Origin of the sequence: Lysinibacillus cavernae (assembly GCF_009724685.1) — a bacterium.
Lineage (GTDB): Bacteria > Bacillota > Bacilli > Bacillales_A > Planococcaceae > Lysinibacillus > Lysinibacillus cavernae.
Map to the genome: position 1 here is coordinate 271,489 of NZ_WMEF01000004.1, position 19,040 is coordinate 290,528.

The 19,040-nt window shown below is 36.9% G+C and carries 21 protein-coding genes and 1 pseudogene; 12 read left to right on the forward strand and 10 right to left on the reverse strand.

From position 1 onward, the window contains the following. Positions 1-11: 11 nt before the first annotated feature. The 5 genes from GJU32_RS11870 to GJU32_RS11890 form a co-directional block, all read right to left on the reverse strand. Positions 12-1,538: a tripartite tricarboxylate transporter permease gene (locus GJU32_RS11870; protein WP_155592156.1), complete on the reverse strand. Its 1,527-nt coding sequence runs from the start codon at positions 1,536-1,538 to the stop codon at positions 12-14. A 17-nt stretch (positions 1,539-1,555) separates the two neighbouring features. Continuing rightward, positions 1,556-2,032, reverse strand: a complete 477-nt coding sequence (locus tag GJU32_RS11875; protein ID WP_155592157.1) for a tripartite tricarboxylate transporter TctB family protein — start codon at positions 2,030-2,032, stop codon at positions 1,556-1,558. Between the two features lie 96 nt (positions 2,033-2,128). After that, the gene (locus GJU32_RS11880; RefSeq protein WP_155592158.1) at positions 2,129-3,148 is read right to left on the reverse strand and encodes a tripartite tricarboxylate transporter substrate binding protein; all 1,020 of its coding nucleotides are present in this window, start codon (positions 3,146-3,148) and stop codon (positions 2,129-2,131) included. Between the two features lie 126 nt (positions 3,149-3,274). Beyond that, positions 3,275-3,964 carry a response regulator gene (locus tag GJU32_RS11885; RefSeq protein ID WP_155592159.1) on the reverse strand — a complete coding sequence of 230 codons (690 nt, stop codon included), beginning with the start codon at positions 3,962-3,964 and terminating at the stop codon, positions 3,275-3,277. Further along, on the reverse strand, positions 3,957-5,453 hold the full coding sequence (locus GJU32_RS11890; protein WP_230875026.1) for an ATP-binding protein: 1,497 nt from the start codon (positions 5,451-5,453) through the stop codon (positions 3,957-3,959). Before GJU32_RS11890 ends, GJU32_RS11885 begins: the two co-directional genes overlap by 8 nt. 493 nt (positions 5,454-5,946) lie before the next feature. Between GJU32_RS11890 and GJU32_RS11895 the strand changes: the two genes are divergently transcribed. Then, entirely contained in the window at positions 5,947-6,393 is a 447-nt protein-coding gene (locus GJU32_RS11895) for a CidA/LrgA family protein (RefSeq protein WP_230875027.1), read from the forward strand. A gap of 28 nt (positions 6,394-6,421) precedes the next feature. Then, complete coding sequence (locus tag GJU32_RS11900) at positions 6,422-7,063, forward strand: LrgB family protein (protein WP_230875028.1); 642 nt, start codon at positions 6,422-6,424, stop codon at positions 7,061-7,063. Positions 7,064-7,179: 116 nt separating this feature from the next. On the opposite strand, the gene GJU32_RS11905 is transcribed toward GJU32_RS11900, so the two are convergent. Next, the gene (locus tag GJU32_RS11905) at positions 7,180-7,776 is read right to left on the reverse strand and encodes a class I SAM-dependent methyltransferase (RefSeq protein ID WP_155592163.1); all 597 of its coding nucleotides are present in this window, start codon (positions 7,774-7,776) and stop codon (positions 7,180-7,182) included. Positions 7,777-7,971: 195 nt separating this feature from the next. On the opposite strand from GJU32_RS11905, the pseudogene GJU32_RS23765 reads away from it, so the two are divergent. Beyond that, positions 7,972-8,049 (forward strand): annotated as a pseudogene (locus GJU32_RS23765) (XRE family transcriptional regulator); the annotation flags it as partial. 227 nt (positions 8,050-8,276) lie between these two features. On the opposite strand, the gene GJU32_RS11910 reads toward GJU32_RS23765, so the two are convergent. Further along, a complete protein-coding gene (locus tag GJU32_RS11910; protein ID WP_155592164.1) occupies positions 8,277-9,746 on the reverse strand; it encodes an aminotransferase class I/II-fold pyridoxal phosphate-dependent enzyme in 1,470 nt (489 codons plus the stop codon). Positions 9,747-9,889: 143 nt separating this feature from the next. Here GJU32_RS11910 and GJU32_RS11915 point away from each other — a divergent pair, with 143 nt between their 5' ends. Both GJU32_RS11915 and GJU32_RS11920 read left to right on the forward strand, forming a co-directional pair. After that, positions 9,890-10,849: an NAD(P)H-dependent flavin oxidoreductase gene (locus GJU32_RS11915; protein ID WP_155592165.1), complete on the forward strand. Its 960-nt coding sequence runs from the start codon at positions 9,890-9,892 to the stop codon at positions 10,847-10,849. 20 nt (positions 10,850-10,869) lie between these two features. After that, complete coding sequence (locus GJU32_RS11920) at positions 10,870-11,157, forward strand: UPF0223 family protein (protein ID WP_155592166.1); 288 nt, start codon at positions 10,870-10,872, stop codon at positions 11,155-11,157. 123 nt (positions 11,158-11,280) lie between these two features. On the opposite strand, the gene GJU32_RS11925 is transcribed toward GJU32_RS11920, so the two are convergent. Then, the gene (locus tag GJU32_RS11925; protein ID WP_155592167.1) at positions 11,281-11,907 is read right to left on the reverse strand and encodes a YktB family protein; all 627 of its coding nucleotides are present in this window, start codon (positions 11,905-11,907) and stop codon (positions 11,281-11,283) included. Positions 11,908-12,034: 127 nt separating this feature from the next. On the opposite strand from GJU32_RS11925, the gene GJU32_RS11930 reads away from it, so the two are divergent. Next, complete coding sequence (locus GJU32_RS11930; RefSeq protein WP_155592168.1) at positions 12,035-12,232, forward strand: hypothetical protein; 198 nt, start codon at positions 12,035-12,037, stop codon at positions 12,230-12,232. A gap of 222 nt (positions 12,233-12,454) precedes the next feature. Further along, a complete protein-coding gene (locus GJU32_RS11935; protein ID WP_155592169.1) occupies positions 12,455-13,249 on the forward strand; it encodes an inositol monophosphatase family protein in 795 nt (264 codons plus the stop codon). A gap of 40 nt (positions 13,250-13,289) precedes the next feature. Here the strand turns inward: GJU32_RS11935 and GJU32_RS11940 are convergent, their stop codons facing one another. Next, positions 13,290-13,475 carry a DUF5325 family protein gene (locus tag GJU32_RS11940; protein ID WP_155592170.1) on the reverse strand — a complete coding sequence of 62 codons (186 nt, stop codon included), beginning with the start codon at positions 13,473-13,475 and terminating at the stop codon, positions 13,290-13,292. 137 nt (positions 13,476-13,612) lie between these two features. Here GJU32_RS11940 and typA point away from each other — a divergent pair, with 137 nt between their 5' ends. The 5 genes from typA to GJU32_RS11965 all read left to right on the forward strand — a co-directional run bounded on the left by typA (position 13,613) and on the right by GJU32_RS11965 (position 18,582). Further along, positions 13,613-15,457, forward strand: a complete 1,845-nt coding sequence (typA, locus tag GJU32_RS11945) for a translational GTPase TypA (protein ID WP_155592171.1) — start codon at positions 13,613-13,615, stop codon at positions 15,455-15,457. 30 nt (positions 15,458-15,487) lie between these two features. Next, positions 15,488-15,886, forward strand: coding sequence for a YlaH-like family protein (locus tag GJU32_RS11950; protein WP_155592172.1), 399 nt, complete (start codon positions 15,488-15,490; stop codon positions 15,884-15,886). Between the two features lie 147 nt (positions 15,887-16,033). Then, positions 16,034-17,026 (forward strand): ABC transporter substrate-binding protein, encoded by a 993-nt coding sequence (locus GJU32_RS11955; RefSeq protein WP_155592173.1) that lies wholly within the window; start codon positions 16,034-16,036, stop codon positions 17,024-17,026. A 1-nt stretch (position 17,027) separates the two neighbouring features. Then, a complete protein-coding gene (locus tag GJU32_RS11960; protein ID WP_155592174.1) occupies positions 17,028-17,795 on the forward strand; it encodes an ABC transporter ATP-binding protein in 768 nt (255 codons plus the stop codon). Then, the gene (locus GJU32_RS11965; protein WP_155592175.1) at positions 17,788-18,582 is read left to right on the forward strand and encodes an ABC transporter permease; all 795 of its coding nucleotides are present in this window, start codon (positions 17,788-17,790) and stop codon (positions 18,580-18,582) included. Before GJU32_RS11960 ends, GJU32_RS11965 begins: the two co-directional genes overlap by 8 nt. A 185-nt stretch (positions 18,583-18,767) precedes the next feature. Here GJU32_RS11965 and GJU32_RS23595 read toward each other — a convergent pair whose 3' ends face one another. Then, entirely contained in the window at positions 18,768-18,896 is a 129-nt protein-coding gene (locus GJU32_RS23595; RefSeq protein WP_274381816.1) for a hypothetical protein, read from the reverse strand. Between the last annotated feature and the right edge of the window lie 144 nt (positions 18,897-19,040).

Below are 19,040 nucleotides of genomic sequence, written 5' to 3' on the forward strand. Positions count from 1 at the left end.
TTATATATATTTTATCCTTCATCGTTAATAAGAACATTTTTCCCGCGCATTTTCATGAACAATGGTATAAGTAACCAAGAAATAGCAGCTACTAAAAATACTAAAGATAAAGGCTTTGATATAAAAATAGAAAAATCTCCATTAGAAATAGTTAATGCCCGACGCATATTATTTTCAATCATCGGTCCTAGTACAAGTGCAAGAACTAATGGTGCTACTGGATAATCATTTTTAGCAAATAAATAACCAAGCACACCACAAGCTAATAATAAAAATAAATCAAAAGTAGCGAATTGTACTGCATAAACACCAAAAATAGAAATCGCAATAATAATTGGCAATAAATATTTTTTAGGTGTTTCAATGATTTTTGCAAAAATACGGACCAATGGCATGTTTAATGCTAATAACATTAAATTTCCAATAAACATACTGGCAATTAATCCCCACGCAACTTGAGGATGCTCATCAAATAATAGTGGACCCGGCTGAATATTATACATAATAAGTGCACCCATTAAAATAGCTGTAGTACCTGAACCGGGAATTCCTAATGTTAGCAACGGAATCATTGCACCGCCTGATGCTGCGTTGTTAGCTGATTCAGGTCCAGCTACACCTGCAATATGGCCTTTTCCGAATTGCTCAGGTGTTTTACTGAATTTTTTTTCGGTAATATAAGAAAAGAATGAGGCAAGGGTTGCGCCTGCACCAGGTAATACGCCAATGAAAAAACCTAGTAGCGAGCCGCGAGCAATGGGAACAGCACTATCTTTTAAATCTTGCTTTGTTGGTAATACACGATTAATTTTTGCTATTTGACCATCTTCTTCATCTTTTTCAAGAATCGTTTTAAACACCTCACCTAACGCAAATAAACCAACAGCAATGGTTAAAAATTCAATACCCGAGAACAGCATCGGCTGACCAAATGTAAAACGTTCTATACCAGATACGGCATCAATACCTACTGTACCGAGCATAAGACCCAAGACAGTCATAATTAAAGCTTTTGTAATAGAGCGTCCTGCAAGTCCACTTACTGCCGCAAGCCCTAGTAACATTAATGAAAAATATTCTGCTGGTCCAAATTTAAGTGCTAATTTTGAAAGGGGATTTGCTAATAATATCAAGCCTAGTAACGCTACTACACCAGCACAAAATGAACCGATGGCTGCGATAGAAAGAGCACTCCCAGCACGGCCTTGCTTGGCCATCTGATAGCCATCCAATGTTGTTACAACTGATGAGGATTCACCAGGCGTATTTAACAAAATAGAAGTTGTTGAACCACCATACATGGCTCCATAGTATACCCCTGCAAGTAAAATAATTGAGCTTGTAGCGGCAGCTTCCGTTGGTAGTCCAGCTGTAATGGTTGCTGTAACAGGGATTAGTAAAGCAACACCACTCATGGGACCTATACCTGGAAGTACACCAACTGCTGTTCCAATTATGACACCAACAAGAGCGAATAATAGATTTTGCCATTGAAAGGCAACGGCAAATCCATCAACTAAAAATTGCATTGTTGACATATGTTCACTCCTTTACACTAAAAAGTTGGGAAACTAGGCAAAGATCCTCCTAGTAAACTTGTAAATACATAATAGACACCCAGTGAAAATCCAGCTGCAATAAGGATGGAATAGATAAGCTTAGATCGTTGCATCACTTGGAAGCTGATGCACAGAAATAAAAATGTTGTAATCATATAACCGATTTTTTCAAGGAAAAATACATAGGCTATAGCACTACCAAAAATGAATAAAAACTTTTTAAGCTCTGTAGAGGAGGTTTTAGAAGATGTTGTGGGTCCTCCAGTGATTCGCTCTCTCACAGCATTTTTCCATGATTCATAAAATAATTGAAGACTTAACAAACCTAAAATAATGCCTAAACCTAGTGGAAATATTGTAGGGCCGACAGTAGACCCATAAGCACTATCAGAAATTTGCGTTGCTTGAAAGACAAATAAAATGCTTAGTGCTAGTAGGATAATGCTAAATGTTTTATCAAATGTATGGTTCAATCGTTTTACACCTCCACTGACAATAATTGAAGGTTACACAAGTAGTTCAATATTTTATGGAAATACTTGTGCGCCTTTTTTTGACAAATGTTATTTTTATTTTTGCATACCTAGAGCAGTTAACAGTTCAACGATTATTTTATTTTGATTATCTAGATAAGCTGTAAATTCATTAGAATTGCGGTATTCAGCTTGCCAACCATTACGTGTTACTTCAGCTTGCCATTCCTCTGATTCAGACATTGCTTGTAATTTTTCAGACCAATAGGCAATCGCATCTTCACTCATATTCTTCGGGCCAAAAATACCACGCCAAATTGTAAATTCTTCATCAATACCAGCCTCTTTAAATGTTGGCACTTCAGCTAGCTCACCTTCTAAGCGTTCAGATGAACTTACAGCTAATACACGTACATCTCCAGATTTAACATAAGTAGCAATTGTGGAAGCATCTGTTGCAATAACATCAGCATTGCCACCTAATAATGCTGTTACAGCCTCACCGCCTCCATCATAAGAAACATATTTAATTGTTTTTAAGTCAATGCCAGCTTTATAAGCCGGAATAATTCCGACTAGATGATCCATAGAGCCTGGTGCAGAGCCACCTGCTAATGTGACGTCTTTTGGCGAAGTTTTCAGGGCATTTAATACATCATCAAGTGTTTGGAATGGAGAATCCTGTTTAACAACGATTGCCCCATAGTCACGTGTTAACTGCGCTAAAGGTGTAGTGTCCTTGTAGCCAAATTTACTATTTCCTTCAGCCTTTTCATGATTTATAAGAATAGGAGGCGATTTAACCATTAACATATAATCATTATTTACTTCCTTTGTAGCAAATGTTGCCATAAAGGCAGCACCACCGCCGCCGGGCTTGTTCTCAACTTGAATCGCCTTGTCAATTAAACTTGTATCATTCATTGTTTTTGCTAGCGCACGAGCTGTCAAATCCCATCCACCACCAGCCCCTGATGGAGCAACAATAGTAATATTGCTTTTCGGATAATCACTTGTTTTCTTTTCATCAGTTGTTTCTCCATTTGATGATGAACAGCCAACCAAACTAGTAAATAGTAAGCCAGTTACCATTATTTTCGAAATTTGCCTCAACATAAAAATCCCCCTAAATAAATAAAATGGTAGCGCTATCAATTTAGCGCTACCATTACTATAACTTATATCAAAATTGTTTAAATATTGTGATAATAATGTGGATTAACGTCATTTTGTTCATAAAGTTTATTTGGAAATAAAGTATCGTCGTTCAGGGCGACCAACTGTTCCATAGGTCAGTTCAGTATATGCCTGCTTTTGTGTAACTAAAAATTCTAAATAACGACGAGCGGTGGAACGACTAACACCGATATTCTTTCCTAATAGTTCAGCTGTACTACCATCCTTCATTGTACTTAAATAATTGATAACATGATTCATAGTTGTTGAATCAATGCCTTTCGGTAAAAGTAATGGTGTATCTTGAGGAATGGTTGAAGCAGCTTTTGGCCATAGATATTGAATTTTTTCTTGTGTGAATCTCTCATTCTTTTGCAGCAATAAATGATTGAAATGGAATTTTCCTATACTTTCTTTTAGCTGATCGAATGTAAATGGCTTTAAAATATAGTCCGTAACATTTTTCAGATATGCTTTTTGTACAATGTGTGCCTCTGTGGCTGCGGTAATTAAAATGATGCTACTAGTTGGGCTTACTTCATTGATTTTATCAATCAAATCTACGCCAAGAATATCTGGTAAAAATACATCGAGTAATATAAGATGTGGTGAAAATGATTGAAGCCAATCTAAAGCTTCTTCACCAGTGTTGGCGCACGCAATTACTGTAAAGCCTTCAATTTTCTCTAAAAAACGACAATGTACGTCTGCTACACGTACATCGTCTTCAATTACTAGCACTTCAATATCATTCATTAATGATCGTCCCCCTTTTGCTAATAGATACGATGAATAGAGCACCTCCTAAATCGCCTTCTCCAAGAGCGAGTGAGCCGTTTAGATCATGTATGCTGGAAATTACTTTCTTTAACCCATAGCCTCGATGCTTCTTATCTTTTGTAGAGATATTTTCTGAAAATAGTACATCTAGTTTTTCTTGTGCTAAACCATTACCGGAGTCCTCGACCTCAAAGATGATTTCCTCTCCATTATCCAATATAAAAAGCCTTACGATTCGGTGTTGCTTTTTATTTTTTTCAACCTCTTCAAAAGCATTGGTTAATAAATTGCCCATAATTGAAATGATAAGACTTTTTTCGATATTTTCAGGAAAATTTTCTAAATAACTATCCTCATCAAAAATCAATTGAATCTTTAATTCACGAGCGCGATTAAAAAATCCGATAATTACACCATTTAAAAATGGGTCTTTCACACGATTTGTAATAAATTGTGTTAGAGAGGAGTGTCCTTGTACTTCTTTATGAATAATAGATAGGGCTTCCTCGGATGCATTTAATTGAATAAGGCCTGAAATTGTATAAAGGACATTTTTAAATTCATGTGTTTGTGCACGTAAAGATTCCGTATATTGTTTTACTTGTGATAATTCAATAGCCATTTGTTCAATTTCTGATTGTAAACGGAAGCTTGCAACAGCACCGACAATTTTACCATTCACCTTCATAGGAACACGGTTTACGATAATTTCATGGCCGTTGACATTCATTAATTTATCTAACTGTTTTTCACCATTCATTAATACATTAAGAAGATGTGTATTTGGTATATGTTGCTCGATATTATCACCAATGATAAAAGTTGTGTCGGTAAAATTTAAGATATTGGCGGCAGCATTATTTAAGGTTGTAATTTCGCCTTGTTCATTTACGGTAATAATAGCTTCACGAACTGATTCAATTAAAGTATTTTTTTCTGTTAATAGGCTAGCAATTTCATTGGGCTCCAAATTAAAAATTTGCTTTTTAATATTTCGGGATAAAAAAATAGAGCCGATAATACCGATACTTAGTGCAATTACCATCGTATAAAAAATATTATCAAGGTATAAAAGGTATAAGTTATCTAATTCACTTGTTAAGTAGCCAATTGATACAACACCTATAATAGAGCCATTTGTGTCAAAAATAGGTGCTTTCCCACGAATGGAATGTCCCATTGAACCATCAGCGATTGAAATATAAGATTCACCGTTTATCAACGCCCTGTCATTATCATCACCAACCATGGATTTACCAATTCGGTCAGCGATCGGATGGGTGTAGCGAATCCCATCTTTATCACCTATTACAACATAAGTCGCATTTGCAGCGTGCATAATTTCATCGCTAATTTTTTGTAGATTTTCTGATGGGTTGTCTGTGTGAAAGGCTGCTATAACATCGCCTCTACTGGCAGTTGTTTCCGCCAAATATAGCGCTCGGTTACCAATTTGCGTTTGCAATGCATCCGAAATTGTTACATAAAAAAGTAAACCGGCTAAAGTGACAATAATAAAAATTAAAAAACTACTATAATAGGCAAAGCGAGTTTGGAGTGTTAATGTTTTAAAGATAATCGAAATCCCACCTTATCGTACATATTGGAAATTTTAATAGTGAAAAAACTAGTAACTTGTGTAATTTTTGATTATATAGAAGATTTTAAAAATTTGCTAGATAGTGATTAAAATATGTAGCGTATGTTCTAATTGACCTTGGCAGCTACTGATAAAAATATAAGGATGTTATTTTAACTGTCTGAGCATAAGGGCATCACAAACAACAATACAATTTTACCTAAGTAAAATCGTGATTTTTGGAAAAAAAGAATTTTAATACTGTATTATAGAAGTGTTTGATTTTTTCTGTAACTGATCATTGTTTTTCTAAAATTCTAATAGACAGAAAATTCCTGCAGATGTAGAATGTACGGTATAGGGGGTGAAAAGTGGCGAAATGTTAAACGAAAATTTTGCTGCGTTGTTGTTGCGAGTTATTCGTATCATTGTTCAAATTGGCATACTTACTATTTTTTATTACATGGGGGTAGGCATTGTATCTTATTTGCACATACCTCTTCCAGGAAGTGTCATTGGATTACTGTTATTAGCACTTTCACTCAATTTTAAAATCATTAAGGTTGAATATATTCAAGATGGCGCAGGGTTTTTAATTGGCATTTTAACGTTGTTTTTCATTCCAGCAACGGTAGGCGTAATTGATTATCCAGAACTCATGTCAATAACTGGCCAGCTCATTATTTTAGCAGTTATTGCTAGTACGTTAATCTCTATTTATGTAACTGGTCAGCTGACACAAATCATCGAGAAGAAGGAATTGGCGAAAAAAGAAAGCACTGAAACCACAGTTGAAGAAGGGAAGGGAGAGTTATCGGTTGATTGAAGCAATTGTTGTCCTTAGCACTATTATAATGTTCATATTATTTACAAAGCTTTATCAGCGATTCCCACATCCTATCATGATTCCATTAGTCACAACTACGATTGTCAGTGCAGTTATTTTGCTTGTATTTGATATTCCATATGCAACTTATATGGAAGGTGGGGAATGGCTTCAAAAAATGTTAGGGCCAGCTGTTGTTGCACTTGCATATCCGCTCTATAATCAGCGAGCTATTATTTCGAAATATAAATATTCTATTTTATCAGGTCTTATAATCGGCATGATTACTGGTTTAGCGACAATTTTTGTGTTACTTAAAATGATCGGTGTCGAGGCTAGTTGGATGCTGACAGCCTTACCTAAATCATTAACAACGCCTGTTGGGATGCAGGTAAGTGAAACAATTGGAGGTATTCCACCTTTAACCGCTGTTTTTGTCATGATTGCAGGGTTTGTGGGGGCTATTATCGGACCATTAGTCATTAAATATGGCAAAATTGATTCGCCTGTTAGTAGAGGTGTTGCAGTAGGTAGTGCCTCACATGGTGTAGGTCTTGTAAAATTAAGAGAATATGGGGAACAGGAACTATCAGTGGGTTCATTATCTATGGGCTTAACGGCAGTGATTGGAGCATTTTTCTGTCCTTTATTTGTCTATTTATTTATGTAAAGCAGATGGCTAATAAGTAAAGAACAAGCACGTATTCTCACTTTTTACGGCTGATTCGTATCATTTTCTTTCGCACAAAAAAGGAGATGTCTCAAAAGTCATTTGAGACATCTCCTTTAGTTTTTTTCGATAATCAATTGAATGGTGTGTGCCAGCCCCGTATGTAACAATCCCTCATGACGAACTTGCTCACCTGTAAAGTAATGTATGATTTTATGAGCATGACACCATTGAAGTACATGTAGAGGGTCATATAAAAAATCGAGCTGTTGCGGACCACCTGAAGCATAAGGGATTTGATAAATGGAGTATAGCTCCATCATGATGCGTCCACCTGGTTTTACTGAATTGATAATCTTCTCTATAACGGCTTGCTGTTGCTTCACTGGAAAATGTCCAAATACCATAATGGCAGCATCATACATATTCTCAGGAAGCTCATCGAGAAGTAAATCTGCTAGCACAGTTTGAACTGTAACATGGTGCTTTAATGCTAATTGTTCAGTTTTTTGAAGACCACTTTGTGCATAATCATAGGCAGTGACGGTATGTCCCTTTGAGGCTAAAAAAACAGCATTGCGTCCTTCACCCTCTGCGTAGGCAGCGATATTAGGGCATTCTTTTAAAGAATATACATAATCTTTAATAAAGGTATTTGGTTGTTCCCCATAAACGTATTCAGTTCCTTGAAAACGTTGATCCCATGTATTCATCTAATTCACTCCCTTTTTCTATATTGTAAATAATATACATTATGTATTCAAAATTTTAGCTTATTTAATAGGGAGTTTATAAATGCAACTAGTCGTTGAGAAAATGCAATAAAAAATTCTCGAGCAATATCTGTTTACCAAAAAAATGGTAATTGAATACCAATGAATTTAGAAAATCATTGAAAAAAATTAAGAGAACAACATCGTTATACACAAGATGTTGTGGGTGAGTATTTGAATATTTCACGGCAAGCTATGTCTAAATGGGAATGAGGAAAATGTTATCTTGATATAGATAATTTCATTAAGTTAAGCGAACTGTATCAGATTTCATGATTACAGGTAATAAGAAATTTCTAAAACAGCAATGATATAAAACAATGGGCGATTTTTTATTGAATTATCTGTGGTTATTATTTCTCATAGATATACTTACTTCTGTGTTTTGATAGATAATGAAAAAAGCTAGCTCTTCACAATGAAGAGCTAACTTTCGATTTTTAGAAAATAGGTTTGCGTTCTTTTATGACACGAATAGTTTTTAATGTTGTATCCTCTGGTCCTTGTACTGGTAAACCAGCTTCAATATTCATTTGAATATAATGAATATTTTCTTGGGTAATTATTTCCCCGGGAATAAAAATTGGAATACCAGGAGGATATACCATTATAAATTCCGCACAAATACAGTTGTCTGCTTCTGCCAGTGGAACCACTTCAGTATCTGCATAAAATGCATCACGAGGTGACATAGCAAGAGCTGGGATTTCTGGCACATTTACAACAGCTTCAGTAATAGCCGCTTCAGAATCAAATGCTTTTGACATACGGGTTAGTGCATTCACCAATAGATTAATTTCTTTTTTCGTATCTCCTAATGTCACTAAACATAAAATGTTATAAAGGTCAGACAATTCTACTTCAATATTGGCGTTATAACGTAACCATTCTTCTGCTCTGTGCCCAGAAATGCCTAAATCTTTCACACTAATAAGAAGTTTTAATGGGTCCATGTCATAAGTTGCAGATGAATGCAATTTTTCCTTACCTGCACATTTTAAATGCGGTATTTGATTGATGCGTTTACGTGCATCTTTTGCTAAACGAAGTGCATCGTCGATTAAATCATACCCATGAATAGCTAGCTGACGTCGAGCTGTATCAAGCGAAGCAAGTAATGGATACGAAGTTGATGTAGTTGTTAGCATGGAAAACACAGCTTGTACACGTTTTGCTGAAACAAGACCTTCACGTACATTTAGAATGGAAGTTTGTGTCATGGAGCCACCAAGCTTGTGTACACTTGTAGCGGCCATATCAGCACCTGCCTCCATTGCTGAATACGGTAGGTCGTCATGGAATTTTATGTGTACACCGTGAGCTTCATCCACTACTACAGGAATATTGCGGCTATGAGCGATTTCGACAATACGTTTTAAATCAGCTGTAAAGCCAAAATATGTTGGATTAATAACAAGTACTGCTTTTGTATCTGGATAAGCATTCAACGCTTTTTCGACAGCTTCTGGAGATATGCCATGAGAGATCCCATATTCACTGTCGACTTCAGGATGGATAAAAATCGGAATTGCACCAGCGAACACAATCGCCGACATAATAGATTTATGAACATTCCGCGGCACTAGAATTTTATCACCTGGACCGACGACGGTCAGAATCATCGTCATGATGGCGCCACTAGTACCTTGAACGGAAAAGAATGTATGATCAGCACCAAAGGCCTCAGCTGCAAGGTTTTGCGCTTCTTTAATAGCACCCTTTGGTGAATGTAAATCGTCTAGTGGAGCAATATTAATTAAATCTATTGATAAAACGTTGTCGCCGACGAATTCTCGGAAAGCAGGGTCCATCCCTTGCCCTTTCTTATGGCCTGGAATATGGAACTGTATGGGATGTCTGTTCCGATGTTTAAGTAATACGTCGAACAATGGAGTCTCTAGTTGTGACAACGCAGGTACCACCTCACTTTTTAATATCTAAGAAAACAAATGAATTATAGCACCTAACGACACGAAAAAATAGACTTTTCATAAAAATAAAAGGATTTTTTCGGGATATCGAGAAATTAGTATTGAACGAAAGGGGTGGTATTATGAATTGGAATACACGTGTGACGGAGCTTTTACAGGTTAAATACCCGATTATTCAAGGGGGATTAGCCTATCTAGCATACGCTGATTTAGCAGCAGCTGTGTCGAATGCTGGAGGTCTAGGGCAAATCACGGCCATGAGTTTACAAAATCCTGATTTATTACGAGCGGAGATCCATAAAGTACGAACATTAACAGATAAACCGTTTGGCGTAAATTTCGCTATTGGTATGCATGGCACAGGCTATGAGGAGATGGTGCGTGTTGCTGTCGAGGAAGAAGTACCCGTAGTGACAATGACTGGAGGAAATCCAGCGCCGATATTTGAGTTGTTAGCAGGAACGGATATAAAAAAATTGGTACTTGTAGCTGCTCGAAGACAAGCTCAAAAAGCTGAACAGCTTGGAGCGGATGCTGTGATGGTAGTTGGTCAAGAGGGTGGAGGTCATCTGGGACGTGATGATGTTGGCACAATGGTGCTAGTTCCTCAAGTGGTCGATAGTGTGAAAATACCAGTCATAGCTTCTGGAGGCATTGGCGATGGTCGAGGCTGGATGGCGGCACACATGCTGGGTGCTGAAGGCATTGAAATGGGTACTCGTTTTATTGCAACAAAGGAGTGTGTCGATGCATCGAAGGCTTATAAGGAAGCGTTAATCGCAAGCACAGAGGCTGATACGACGATCATTAAGCGTTCTATTGGTGCTCCAGCAAGAGCTTTACGCAATGAATTTACGGCAAAAATTTTAGAAATTGAGGAAAAAACGCCATCTTATGATGCTTTAAAAGACTATATAAGTGGTTCAGCCAATAAGCGTTTTATTTACGATGGCGATAAGGATCAAGGCTTTGGTTGGGCTGGGCAAGTGACGGGAATGATTCATGATATCCCAACAGTTGAAGAATTAATTAATCGAATGGTTGCAGAAGCTGAAAGTATCCGGTTAAAATGGGGGCAATAACGTAAAGGTGGTTTTGTCGAATGGAATATTCTTATCCGTTTTCAACTGATTGGTCCACAGAGGAGATAGTGGATGTTATTCAATTCTTCGAAGGGATTGAGAAAGCTTATGAAAAGGGCATCAAGCGTGAAGTCATGCTAGCTAAATATCGTCGCTTTAAAGAGATTGTTCCTTCACAGGCTGAAGAAAAATCAATATTTCGCGAATTTGAAGAGGCAAGTGGCTATATTAGCTATCCTGTCGTGAAACAAACAAAAGAAGCGGAAGATGGTGCAATCATAAAAGTTGTGCCTAAAAATGGTCGATAAAAAAGTGGATGTGAGAACAACTCACATCCACTTTTTAATTTTTTGTGTTAAAAACCGACATTTTGCATAAACTACATCAATAAAACGCTTAATTAGGTACCTTTTTACACATTTTAAGTAAGGTTATTTTCCAACAATGACGTTGTAAAGAGGAAGTAAGCTATTAAATGTTTCTTCTGTTAATTGGTTTAATTCGCTGGCTGTTAGCTTTGTCGCTTGCTCTTTTGGAATATGACGGCCAATTAAAAACTCACCTTTTTTGACATCTCGTAGGCGTATAAGCAGTGCTTCAAGCTTGTCTTCTTTTGCCTCTTCGAGAGAAATGGCTTCAGGGGACATATGGTCTCCTGACACAATAAAATCATTAGGAAGCTGATCCAGTAAAGATTTATGAGCTAGTAAACGTTCAGCCATCACATTTTTTTGTGGTGCTTCATAAATAATAGCTAAGACGATGAATAAATGTGTGTGCCATAGACCAATCTGAAAGTGAGGCAATGATTTATAACCTCTTTTATAAGGAGCGAAGGCAACCCAACTGTCTTTAGGCGGGTTGACAGTTCTTCGAGCATGTTTGGCAACGTGTGGAAAGAATTCTTCCCCTAATTGGCTAGAGAAATATATCGAAAAACCTTCTCCAAGCTGATGAAACTTTGGACGTACATTTACATTTAAAGCATCCATTCTTTGGTCCAAACCGTCTATTTTAAAAACATTAAAGTCTTTGTTTGTCCACTTTATTTTTTGCAATTTTATTTTACTCCTTTCGTTTTATAAGGTTTATTTTACGCTAAATTTGGGGAAAAATCTTATAACAAGAACTTTAGCGATTTACAAAAGTTTTTGTGAAAAAAAATTAAAAAAGGAAGTGTTTTTTATGAAACCAATCATAAAAATTATACGTAAAGTTGACATTGAAAAGCAATATGAACACATTTTACAATTAGAATTAGATTATGAATTAGCCTCGCTCTTTGCTGCGATGAATGAAAAAAATGATGTTGAGATTGAAAAAAGTAAAAAACGTCTGTCAGAAATTCAGATGGAACTTGAAAGTTTTCACGCCTATGCGTAATCAAAATCTTATACCTATTTAAAAAATCACTTGCTGAATATTTCGACAGCAGGTGATTTTTATTGTGACAAAGGGTAAAATAGAGTGTATATCATAATGAAATATCAGTCCTATGTTTTGTAAAGCAAAAATTAGTGTTAAGTAGTGGGAAAAGGTATGATTAGCATACGAAGAGCGAGAGAAAGAATGAGCCTTTTCTTATATTCGAAGGGTGGGTTTTTAGTGGATTTACAAAAAATTGATGAATTTGCGAAAAGTATCATTTTTGAAGCTGGGAGACGTATTCGAGAGGCTTTTTCGTATAATTTGGTGGTTGAAACAAAATCAGGTGCAAATGACCTTGTGACAAATATTGACCGAGAGACCGAATTATTCTTTATCGAGCAAATTAAAGCTTTTGATCCAACCCACAAAATCTTAGGGGAAGAAGGAATGGGCGAAAAGGTTGAATCGTTAGATGGTGTCGTCTGGATTATTGATCCAATTGATGGCACGATGAATTTCGTCAAGCAGCATCGTCATTTTATGATTTCTATTGGTATTTTTGTGCATGGCGTAGGAAAATTAGGTTACATATTTGATGTTATGCGTGAGGATCTATTTAATGCCATCGCAGGACAAGGGGCATGGTATAATGAGTCACCATTGCGAAAACTACAAGCTGTTACAATGGAAGAGTCCGTCATTGGTATCAATGCACATTGGGTAGCACCCAATCGACATATTCACCATGAAAAAGTAATAGAAATGGTACGTAAAGTGCGTGGTACACGGTCTTACGGATCAGCAGCCATGGAAATAGCCTTTGTTGTTAGTGGTAAATTGGATGCTTATGTTTCCATGCGTCTAGCACCATGGGATATTGCAGGAGGGACCATCATTGCACAGGAAGTTGGGGCAATTGCAACAAATTTACATGGAGAAGGCTTTGATTTCCTACATCAAGATACTTTTATCATAGCCAATCCCTCTATTCATAAAGAATTATTAGAAAAATATATTGTGCCTTATGAATAAAAAGGAGCTGTCTATTTTTTTAGACAGCCCCTTTTTTTTATTAAAGTAATCCTTGCGCACGTAGTTTACGCTTCATTTTAAAGGCTGTCATGAAAATGACACAAGTAGCCACAATGCCTGCTATTGCACCAAATACACTACTAGCTGCCACAGAATAGCCGATAGAGCACATTGCTAATACAGCTGCTAATGCATAGATGGCCATTACGATTTTTGCACGATTCATAGCCGAGCCTCCTATATAAAAATTTGTGATTTAAATATATTTTTTAGAATGATGGAAATTCTAATAAGGACATTTCTATCCTTCTTGTGCTATAATATCACAGTTAAACATTCGAAAAAAGAATATGGAGTGGAATAATGACAAACTTACGTCAAGATCTTCGCAATATCGCAATTATCGCCCACGTTGACCATGGTAAAACTACTTTAGTCGACCAATTACTAAAACAATCAGGTACATTCCGTTCAAACGAACGTGTTGAAGAACGTGCAATGGACTCTAATGATATTGAACGCGAACGTGGTATTACGATTTTAGCTAAAAATACAGCAGTAAACTATGAAGGAACTCGTATCAACATCCTTGATACGCCTGGACACGCTGACTTCGGTGGTGAGGTAGAACGTATTTTAAAAATGGTAGACGGCGTTTTACTAGTTGTCGATGCGTATGAGGGTTGTATGCCTCAAACACGTTTCGTACTGAAAAAAGCATTGGAACAACGCTTAACACCGATCGTTGTTGTTAATAAAGTAGACAAAGATTCAGCTCGCCCACTAGAAGTAGTAGACGAAGTGCTTGAATTATTCATCGAGCTAGGTGCAGATGACGATCAATTAGACTTCCCTGTTGTCTATGCATCAGGTGTAAATGGTACAGCTTCTTTGGACGCAGATCCATCTAAACAAGAAGAAAATATGAAATGTCTATTCGAAAAAGTTATTGAGGCTATTCCAGCACCAATTGATAACTCAGAAGATCCATTACAATTCCAAGTAGCTCTACTTGACTATAATGACTTCGTTGGACGTATCGGAATTGGTCGCGTTTTCCGTGGAACAATTTCTGTAGGTCAACAAGTTGCACTGATGAAATTAGACGGTACAGTGAAAAACTTCCGTGTAACGAAAATCTTTGGTTTCTTCGGTTTAAAACGTGAAGAAGTTGAGACAGCTAAAGCTGGTGACTTAATCGCCGTTTCAGGTATGGAAGATATCAACGTAGGGGAAACAGTTTGCCCTGTTGAGCACCAAGAAGCGCTTACACCTTTACGTATCGATGAGCCAACTTTACAAATGACTTTCTTAGTAAACAATTCTCCATTCGCTGGTCGTGAAGGGAAATGGGTTACTTCTCGTAAAGTAGAAGAGCGTTTACGTGCTCAATTACAAACAGACGTGTCTTTACGTGTTGAAGATACTGATTCTCCAGATGCTTGGACAGTTTCTGGTCGTGGTGAGCTTCACCTATCAATCCTTATTGAAAATATGCGTCGTGAAGGTTTCGAATTACAAGTGTCTAAACCACAAGTAATTGTACGTGAAATCGACGGCGTAAAATGTGAACCATTCGAACGCGTTCAAATCGATGTACCTGAAGAAAATGTTGGTTCAATTATTGAATCGATTGGTACACGTAAAGGTGAAATGCTTGATATGGTGAACAACGGCAGTGGTCAAGTTCGTTTAACGTTCTTAGTACCAGCTCGTGGTTTAATTGGTTATACGACTGAATTCATGTCGATGACAAAAGGTTTCGGTATTATCAACCATACATTTGATTGCTACCAACCATTACTACCAGGTAAAATTGGTGGACGTCACCAAGGTGTACTAGTTTCAATGGAAACTGGTAAATCAACAACTTATGGTATGATGCAAATTGAAGATCGTGGTACACTGTTCTTAGAGCCAGGAACAGATATTTACGAGGGTATGATCGTTGGGGAAAATACTCGTGACGCTGATATCACTGTAAACATCACAAAAATGAAACAAAAAACAAACATCCGTTCAGCAAATAAAGATCAAACGAATGTTATTAAAAAACCACGTATTTTATCTTTAGAAGAGGCTCTTGAATACCTAGGTGATGATGAGTACTTAGAAATCACACCAGAATCTATTCGTCTTCGTAAAAAAATTCTAGATAAAAACGAACGTGAGAAAGCAGCGAAAAAATTACGTAACGCAGAACTATAATTTTCCGCTGACATGAAAGGAAGAGGAGTCTTGGATATTAAGTCCGCTTTATTGGGTGAACTACATGTTATTCAAGTTGCTGCACAGACAAATACAGATGAAACAACAAGAGTTTATGGAAGAATGGCGGGTATCACTAGATTTTTGTATGAAAATTTACCTAGCTATGAAATGGCAGGCTATGTTGTATTTCTTCTTGTATTTGCACTTTCTGCCATTGTATATAAATTAGGCTTTGCCAAGAAGCTTAAACTATCTCAAAATATTATTATTTATGCGTTCCTGTTTTTAGGTTGCATCATGCTTACATTTTTTGCCCTATTCTTGCCTATGATTGAAGGTCTTATCGTAGCGGCCTTGATTTTAATTGTCTATAAAACAAGATTATGGCGTGAAAAAAGAGAAGAGCAGCAAGCTACCAATCAGTGACAATCATTTATAACTTTGAAAAACAGCCTTAGCGATCATGGTGCTAAGGCTGTTTTCTTTTGTTTAAATTGATAGGCACCGAAATCTTCTTATGTGAATATGTTAATGTCGATAGGCATATTTTCATCACATCAAGGGGGAAAGGGAATGCGTTGGCTTACAAAAGGTTTATTATTAAGTGTCATTGCTTTGTTACTCCTTTCTTTGACGGCATGTAATAAAGCAGAGCTAGAAAAAGTCAAAGTGGGAGAAGTAACTCGTTCAATTTTCTATGCGCCTCAATATGTAGCGCTTGAGAAAGGATTCTTCAAAGATGAGGGTCTTTCTGTTGAGCTACAAACGATTGCAGGTGGCGATAAAACAATGACGGCGTTACTATCAGATGGGATTGATGTTGCGTTAGTTGGATCGGAAACGTCTATTTATGTGACTTTACAAGGGGCTAATGATCCCATTCAAAATTTTGCTCAGTTAACACAAACTGATGGTACCTTTTTAGTGGCAAGGGAGAAGATGGATAGTTTTTCATGGGATCAATTGAAAGGTTCAACGTTTTTGGGGCAACGTAAAGGTGGTATGCCTCAAATGGCAGGAGAATTCGTTCTGAAAAAACATGGCATTGACCCTATAAAAGATTTAACGCTCATTCAAAATATTGATTTTGCTAATATTGCTACAGCTTTTGCGTCAGGTACTGGAGACTATGTACAATTATTTGAACCAACTGCGAGCGTCTTTGAGAAAGAAGGGAAGGGTTATATTGTAGCTTCGTTTGGTACCGAGTCTGGAAATCTCCCTTACACGTCCTTTATGGCAAAAAGTAGTTATCTGAAGGATGACGCTAAAACCGTTCAAGCTTTTACAAATGCATTACAACGAGCACAGGAATTTGTACAAAACGAGAGTGCTGCAGAAGTGGCGAAAATTATCCAGCCATATTTTGAAAATGTAGATATTGCGATAATTGAAACAGTAATTGAGCGTTATAAAGCACAAGGCTCTTATGCTACTGACCCGATTCTCGATGAAGGAGAGTGGGATAATTTGCAAACAATTATGGAGGAAGCAGGTGAACTTCCTCAACGAGTGGAGTATGAAAAACTTGTGAATACTAGCTTTGCCAAAAAGGCTGCCGAGTAACATGGGATTTTTACAGTTGGAGAATATTCACCATAGCTATTTTTCAAGCACTCAGGCAAAGGAAGTATTACGTGATATCAGTTTTGCGATTCATGAAGGTGAATTTGTCTCATTCATTGGACCGAGTGGCTGTGGGAAGACGACATTATTATCGATCATCGCAGGTTTGTTTTCTGCAACTGAAGGAAACGTCTATATAGATGGTGAAAAACTATCAGCACAAAATCAATCTAACATTGGCTATATGCTTCAGCAAGACTATTTATTTCCTTGGAAGACCATCGAAGAAAATGTGACAATCGGCTTGAAAATTATGGAACGAAGCAATAAAACACATAAAGTAACAGCCAATGCACTTTTGCAGGAAGTCGGCTTACCATATGTCGGGAAAAATTATCCACGAGAATTATCAGGGGGAATGAGGCAACGTGTGGCACTTGCTCGTACATTAGCTGTGAACCCAAAAATTTTACTATTAGATGAACCATTTTCGGCTCTTGATTATCAGTCGAAATTAAAGCTTGAGGATTTAGTTGTAGAAACATTAAAAACTTATAAAAAGACTGCTATTCTTGTGACACATGATATCGGAGAGGCTATCGCAATGAGTAAGCGTGTATTTCTATTTTCAGCAAATCCGGGGACATTGCACAAAGTGTTTGAAATACCTAAAGAACTTCGTGAGCTATCACCATTTGATGTAAGACAGCATCCAGCTTATGCAGATGTTTTCCAAATGATTTGGAAGGAGCTGGAGAGCCTTGGATAACACATTATTTAAACAATATCAGTTATTATTAAAAAAAGAAAAACGTTTTGTTCGGCTATATCAGCTTATTATTCTACTAATATTCTTTGGAGGATGGGAACTTCTATCAAGACTAGAGTGGATTGATCGTTTAATTTTTAGCTCACCAACGCATGTTTGGTATACATTTATTGGAAAAGTAAGTGATGGTTCTTTAACATTACATGTTGGTGTTACATTAATGGAGACGGTTATTGGCTTTATAGCTGGTACTTTACTAGGAACGTTAATTGCCGTTGTCTTATGGTGGTCACCTTTGCTATCGAAGGTACTTGATCCTTATTTAGTTATTTTAAATGCGATGCCAAAAGTTGCGCTTGGTCCTATTTTAATTGTAGCGCTTGGTCCAGGTTATTTTTCCATTATAGCCATGGGTGCATTGATATCTATCATTATTACAACCATTGTTGTGTATACGGCCTTTAAAGGAGTCGATCCGAATTATAGTAAAGTTTTACAAACGTTTGGAGCAACAAGATGGCAAATTTTTCGAGAAGTGATTTTGCCAGCCTCGTTTCCTACGATTATTTCAACTTTGAAGGTGAATGTTGGTTTGTCGTGGGTAGGGGTTATTGTAGGAGAATTTTTAGTAGCTTCAAAAGGGCTTGGTTATTTAATTATCTATGGCTTTCAAGTATTTAATTTTAACCTTGTTCTGATGTCACTTCTCATCATTGCATTTTTTGCGACGATTATGTACCAAGTTGTTGAATTGGTTGAAAAAGCGATTATTAAAAATAACGGATAGTATGGAAAAAGAGGTACCTCAATTTTAGAGGGCACCTCTCACACTGTAGACGAAAGGAATCGAGAAATTCACACTCGATTCCTTTTGTCAGTTTTTTTCTCTGAATATGTTTAAGAGTGGAAACTTTCTACCCATCTCAAGCTACTTGCCACGTCCAAGTAGCGAGTTTCATTAAATTCATGGCATTAAAAGTAAGCATCCGCAAAGATATGCTCAATGGTTTCTTTACCTGGATATATGAAAGAAAAATCAATAGCAGCCTCTAGCTTTCGTACTAAATGTTCTTCAGGTACCAATTGATCAATCGTTAACATTCCTAATTATTCACGTTCATTGATTTGATTCTTCGTCATATGGTTAATCACTTCGAAAATTTACTTTTCATCAACATATGAATAGGGAGTTCTTTATGTAGAAGTTGATTGGAACGAAGGGCGGCGACTCCTGCGGGAAAAGCG

Excerpts from the sequence above, each read along its gene's own strand:
- typA (WP_155592171.1), top strand. The coding sequence starts at position 13,613 with ATGACAAACTTACGTCAAGATCTTCGCAATATCGCAATTATCGCCCAC.
- GJU32_RS23595 (WP_274381816.1), bottom strand. The coding sequence starts at position 18,896 with ATGTTAACGATTGATCAATTGGTACCTGAAGAACATTTAGTACGAAAG.
- GJU32_RS11955 (WP_155592173.1), top strand. The coding sequence starts at position 16,034 with ATGCGTTGGCTTACAAAAGGTTTATTATTAAGTGTCATTGCTTTGTTA.
- GJU32_RS11880 (WP_155592158.1), bottom strand. The coding sequence starts at position 3,148 with ATGTTGAGGCAAATTTCGAAAATAATGGTAACTGGCTTACTATTTACT.
- GJU32_RS11870 (WP_155592156.1), bottom strand. The coding sequence starts at position 1,538 with ATGTCAACAATGCAATTTTTAGTTGATGGATTTGCCGTTGCCTTTCAA.
- GJU32_RS11930 (WP_155592168.1), top strand. The coding sequence starts at position 12,035 with ATGAAACCAATCATAAAAATTATACGTAAAGTTGACATTGAAAAGCAA.
- GJU32_RS11905 (WP_155592163.1), bottom strand. The coding sequence starts at position 7,776 with ATGAATACATGGGATCAACGTTTTCAAGGAACTGAATACGTTTATGGG.
- GJU32_RS11940 (WP_155592170.1), bottom strand. The coding sequence starts at position 13,475 with ATGAATCGTGCAAAAATCGTAATGGCCATCTATGCATTAGCAGCTGTA.
- GJU32_RS11915 (WP_155592165.1), top strand. The coding sequence starts at position 9,890 with ATGAATTGGAATACACGTGTGACGGAGCTTTTACAGGTTAAATACCCG.
- GJU32_RS11900 (WP_230875028.1), top strand. The coding sequence starts at position 6,422 with ATGTTCATATTATTTACAAAGCTTTATCAGCGATTCCCACATCCTATC.
- GJU32_RS11885 (WP_155592159.1), bottom strand. The coding sequence starts at position 3,964 with ATGAATGATATTGAAGTGCTAGTAATTGAAGACGATGTACGTGTAGCA.
- GJU32_RS11960 (WP_155592174.1), top strand. The coding sequence starts at position 17,028 with ATGGGATTTTTACAGTTGGAGAATATTCACCATAGCTATTTTTCAAGC.
- GJU32_RS11920 (WP_155592166.1), top strand. The coding sequence starts at position 10,870 with ATGGAATATTCTTATCCGTTTTCAACTGATTGGTCCACAGAGGAGATA.
- GJU32_RS11895 (WP_230875027.1), top strand. The coding sequence starts at position 5,947 with ATGTTAAACGAAAATTTTGCTGCGTTGTTGTTGCGAGTTATTCGTATC.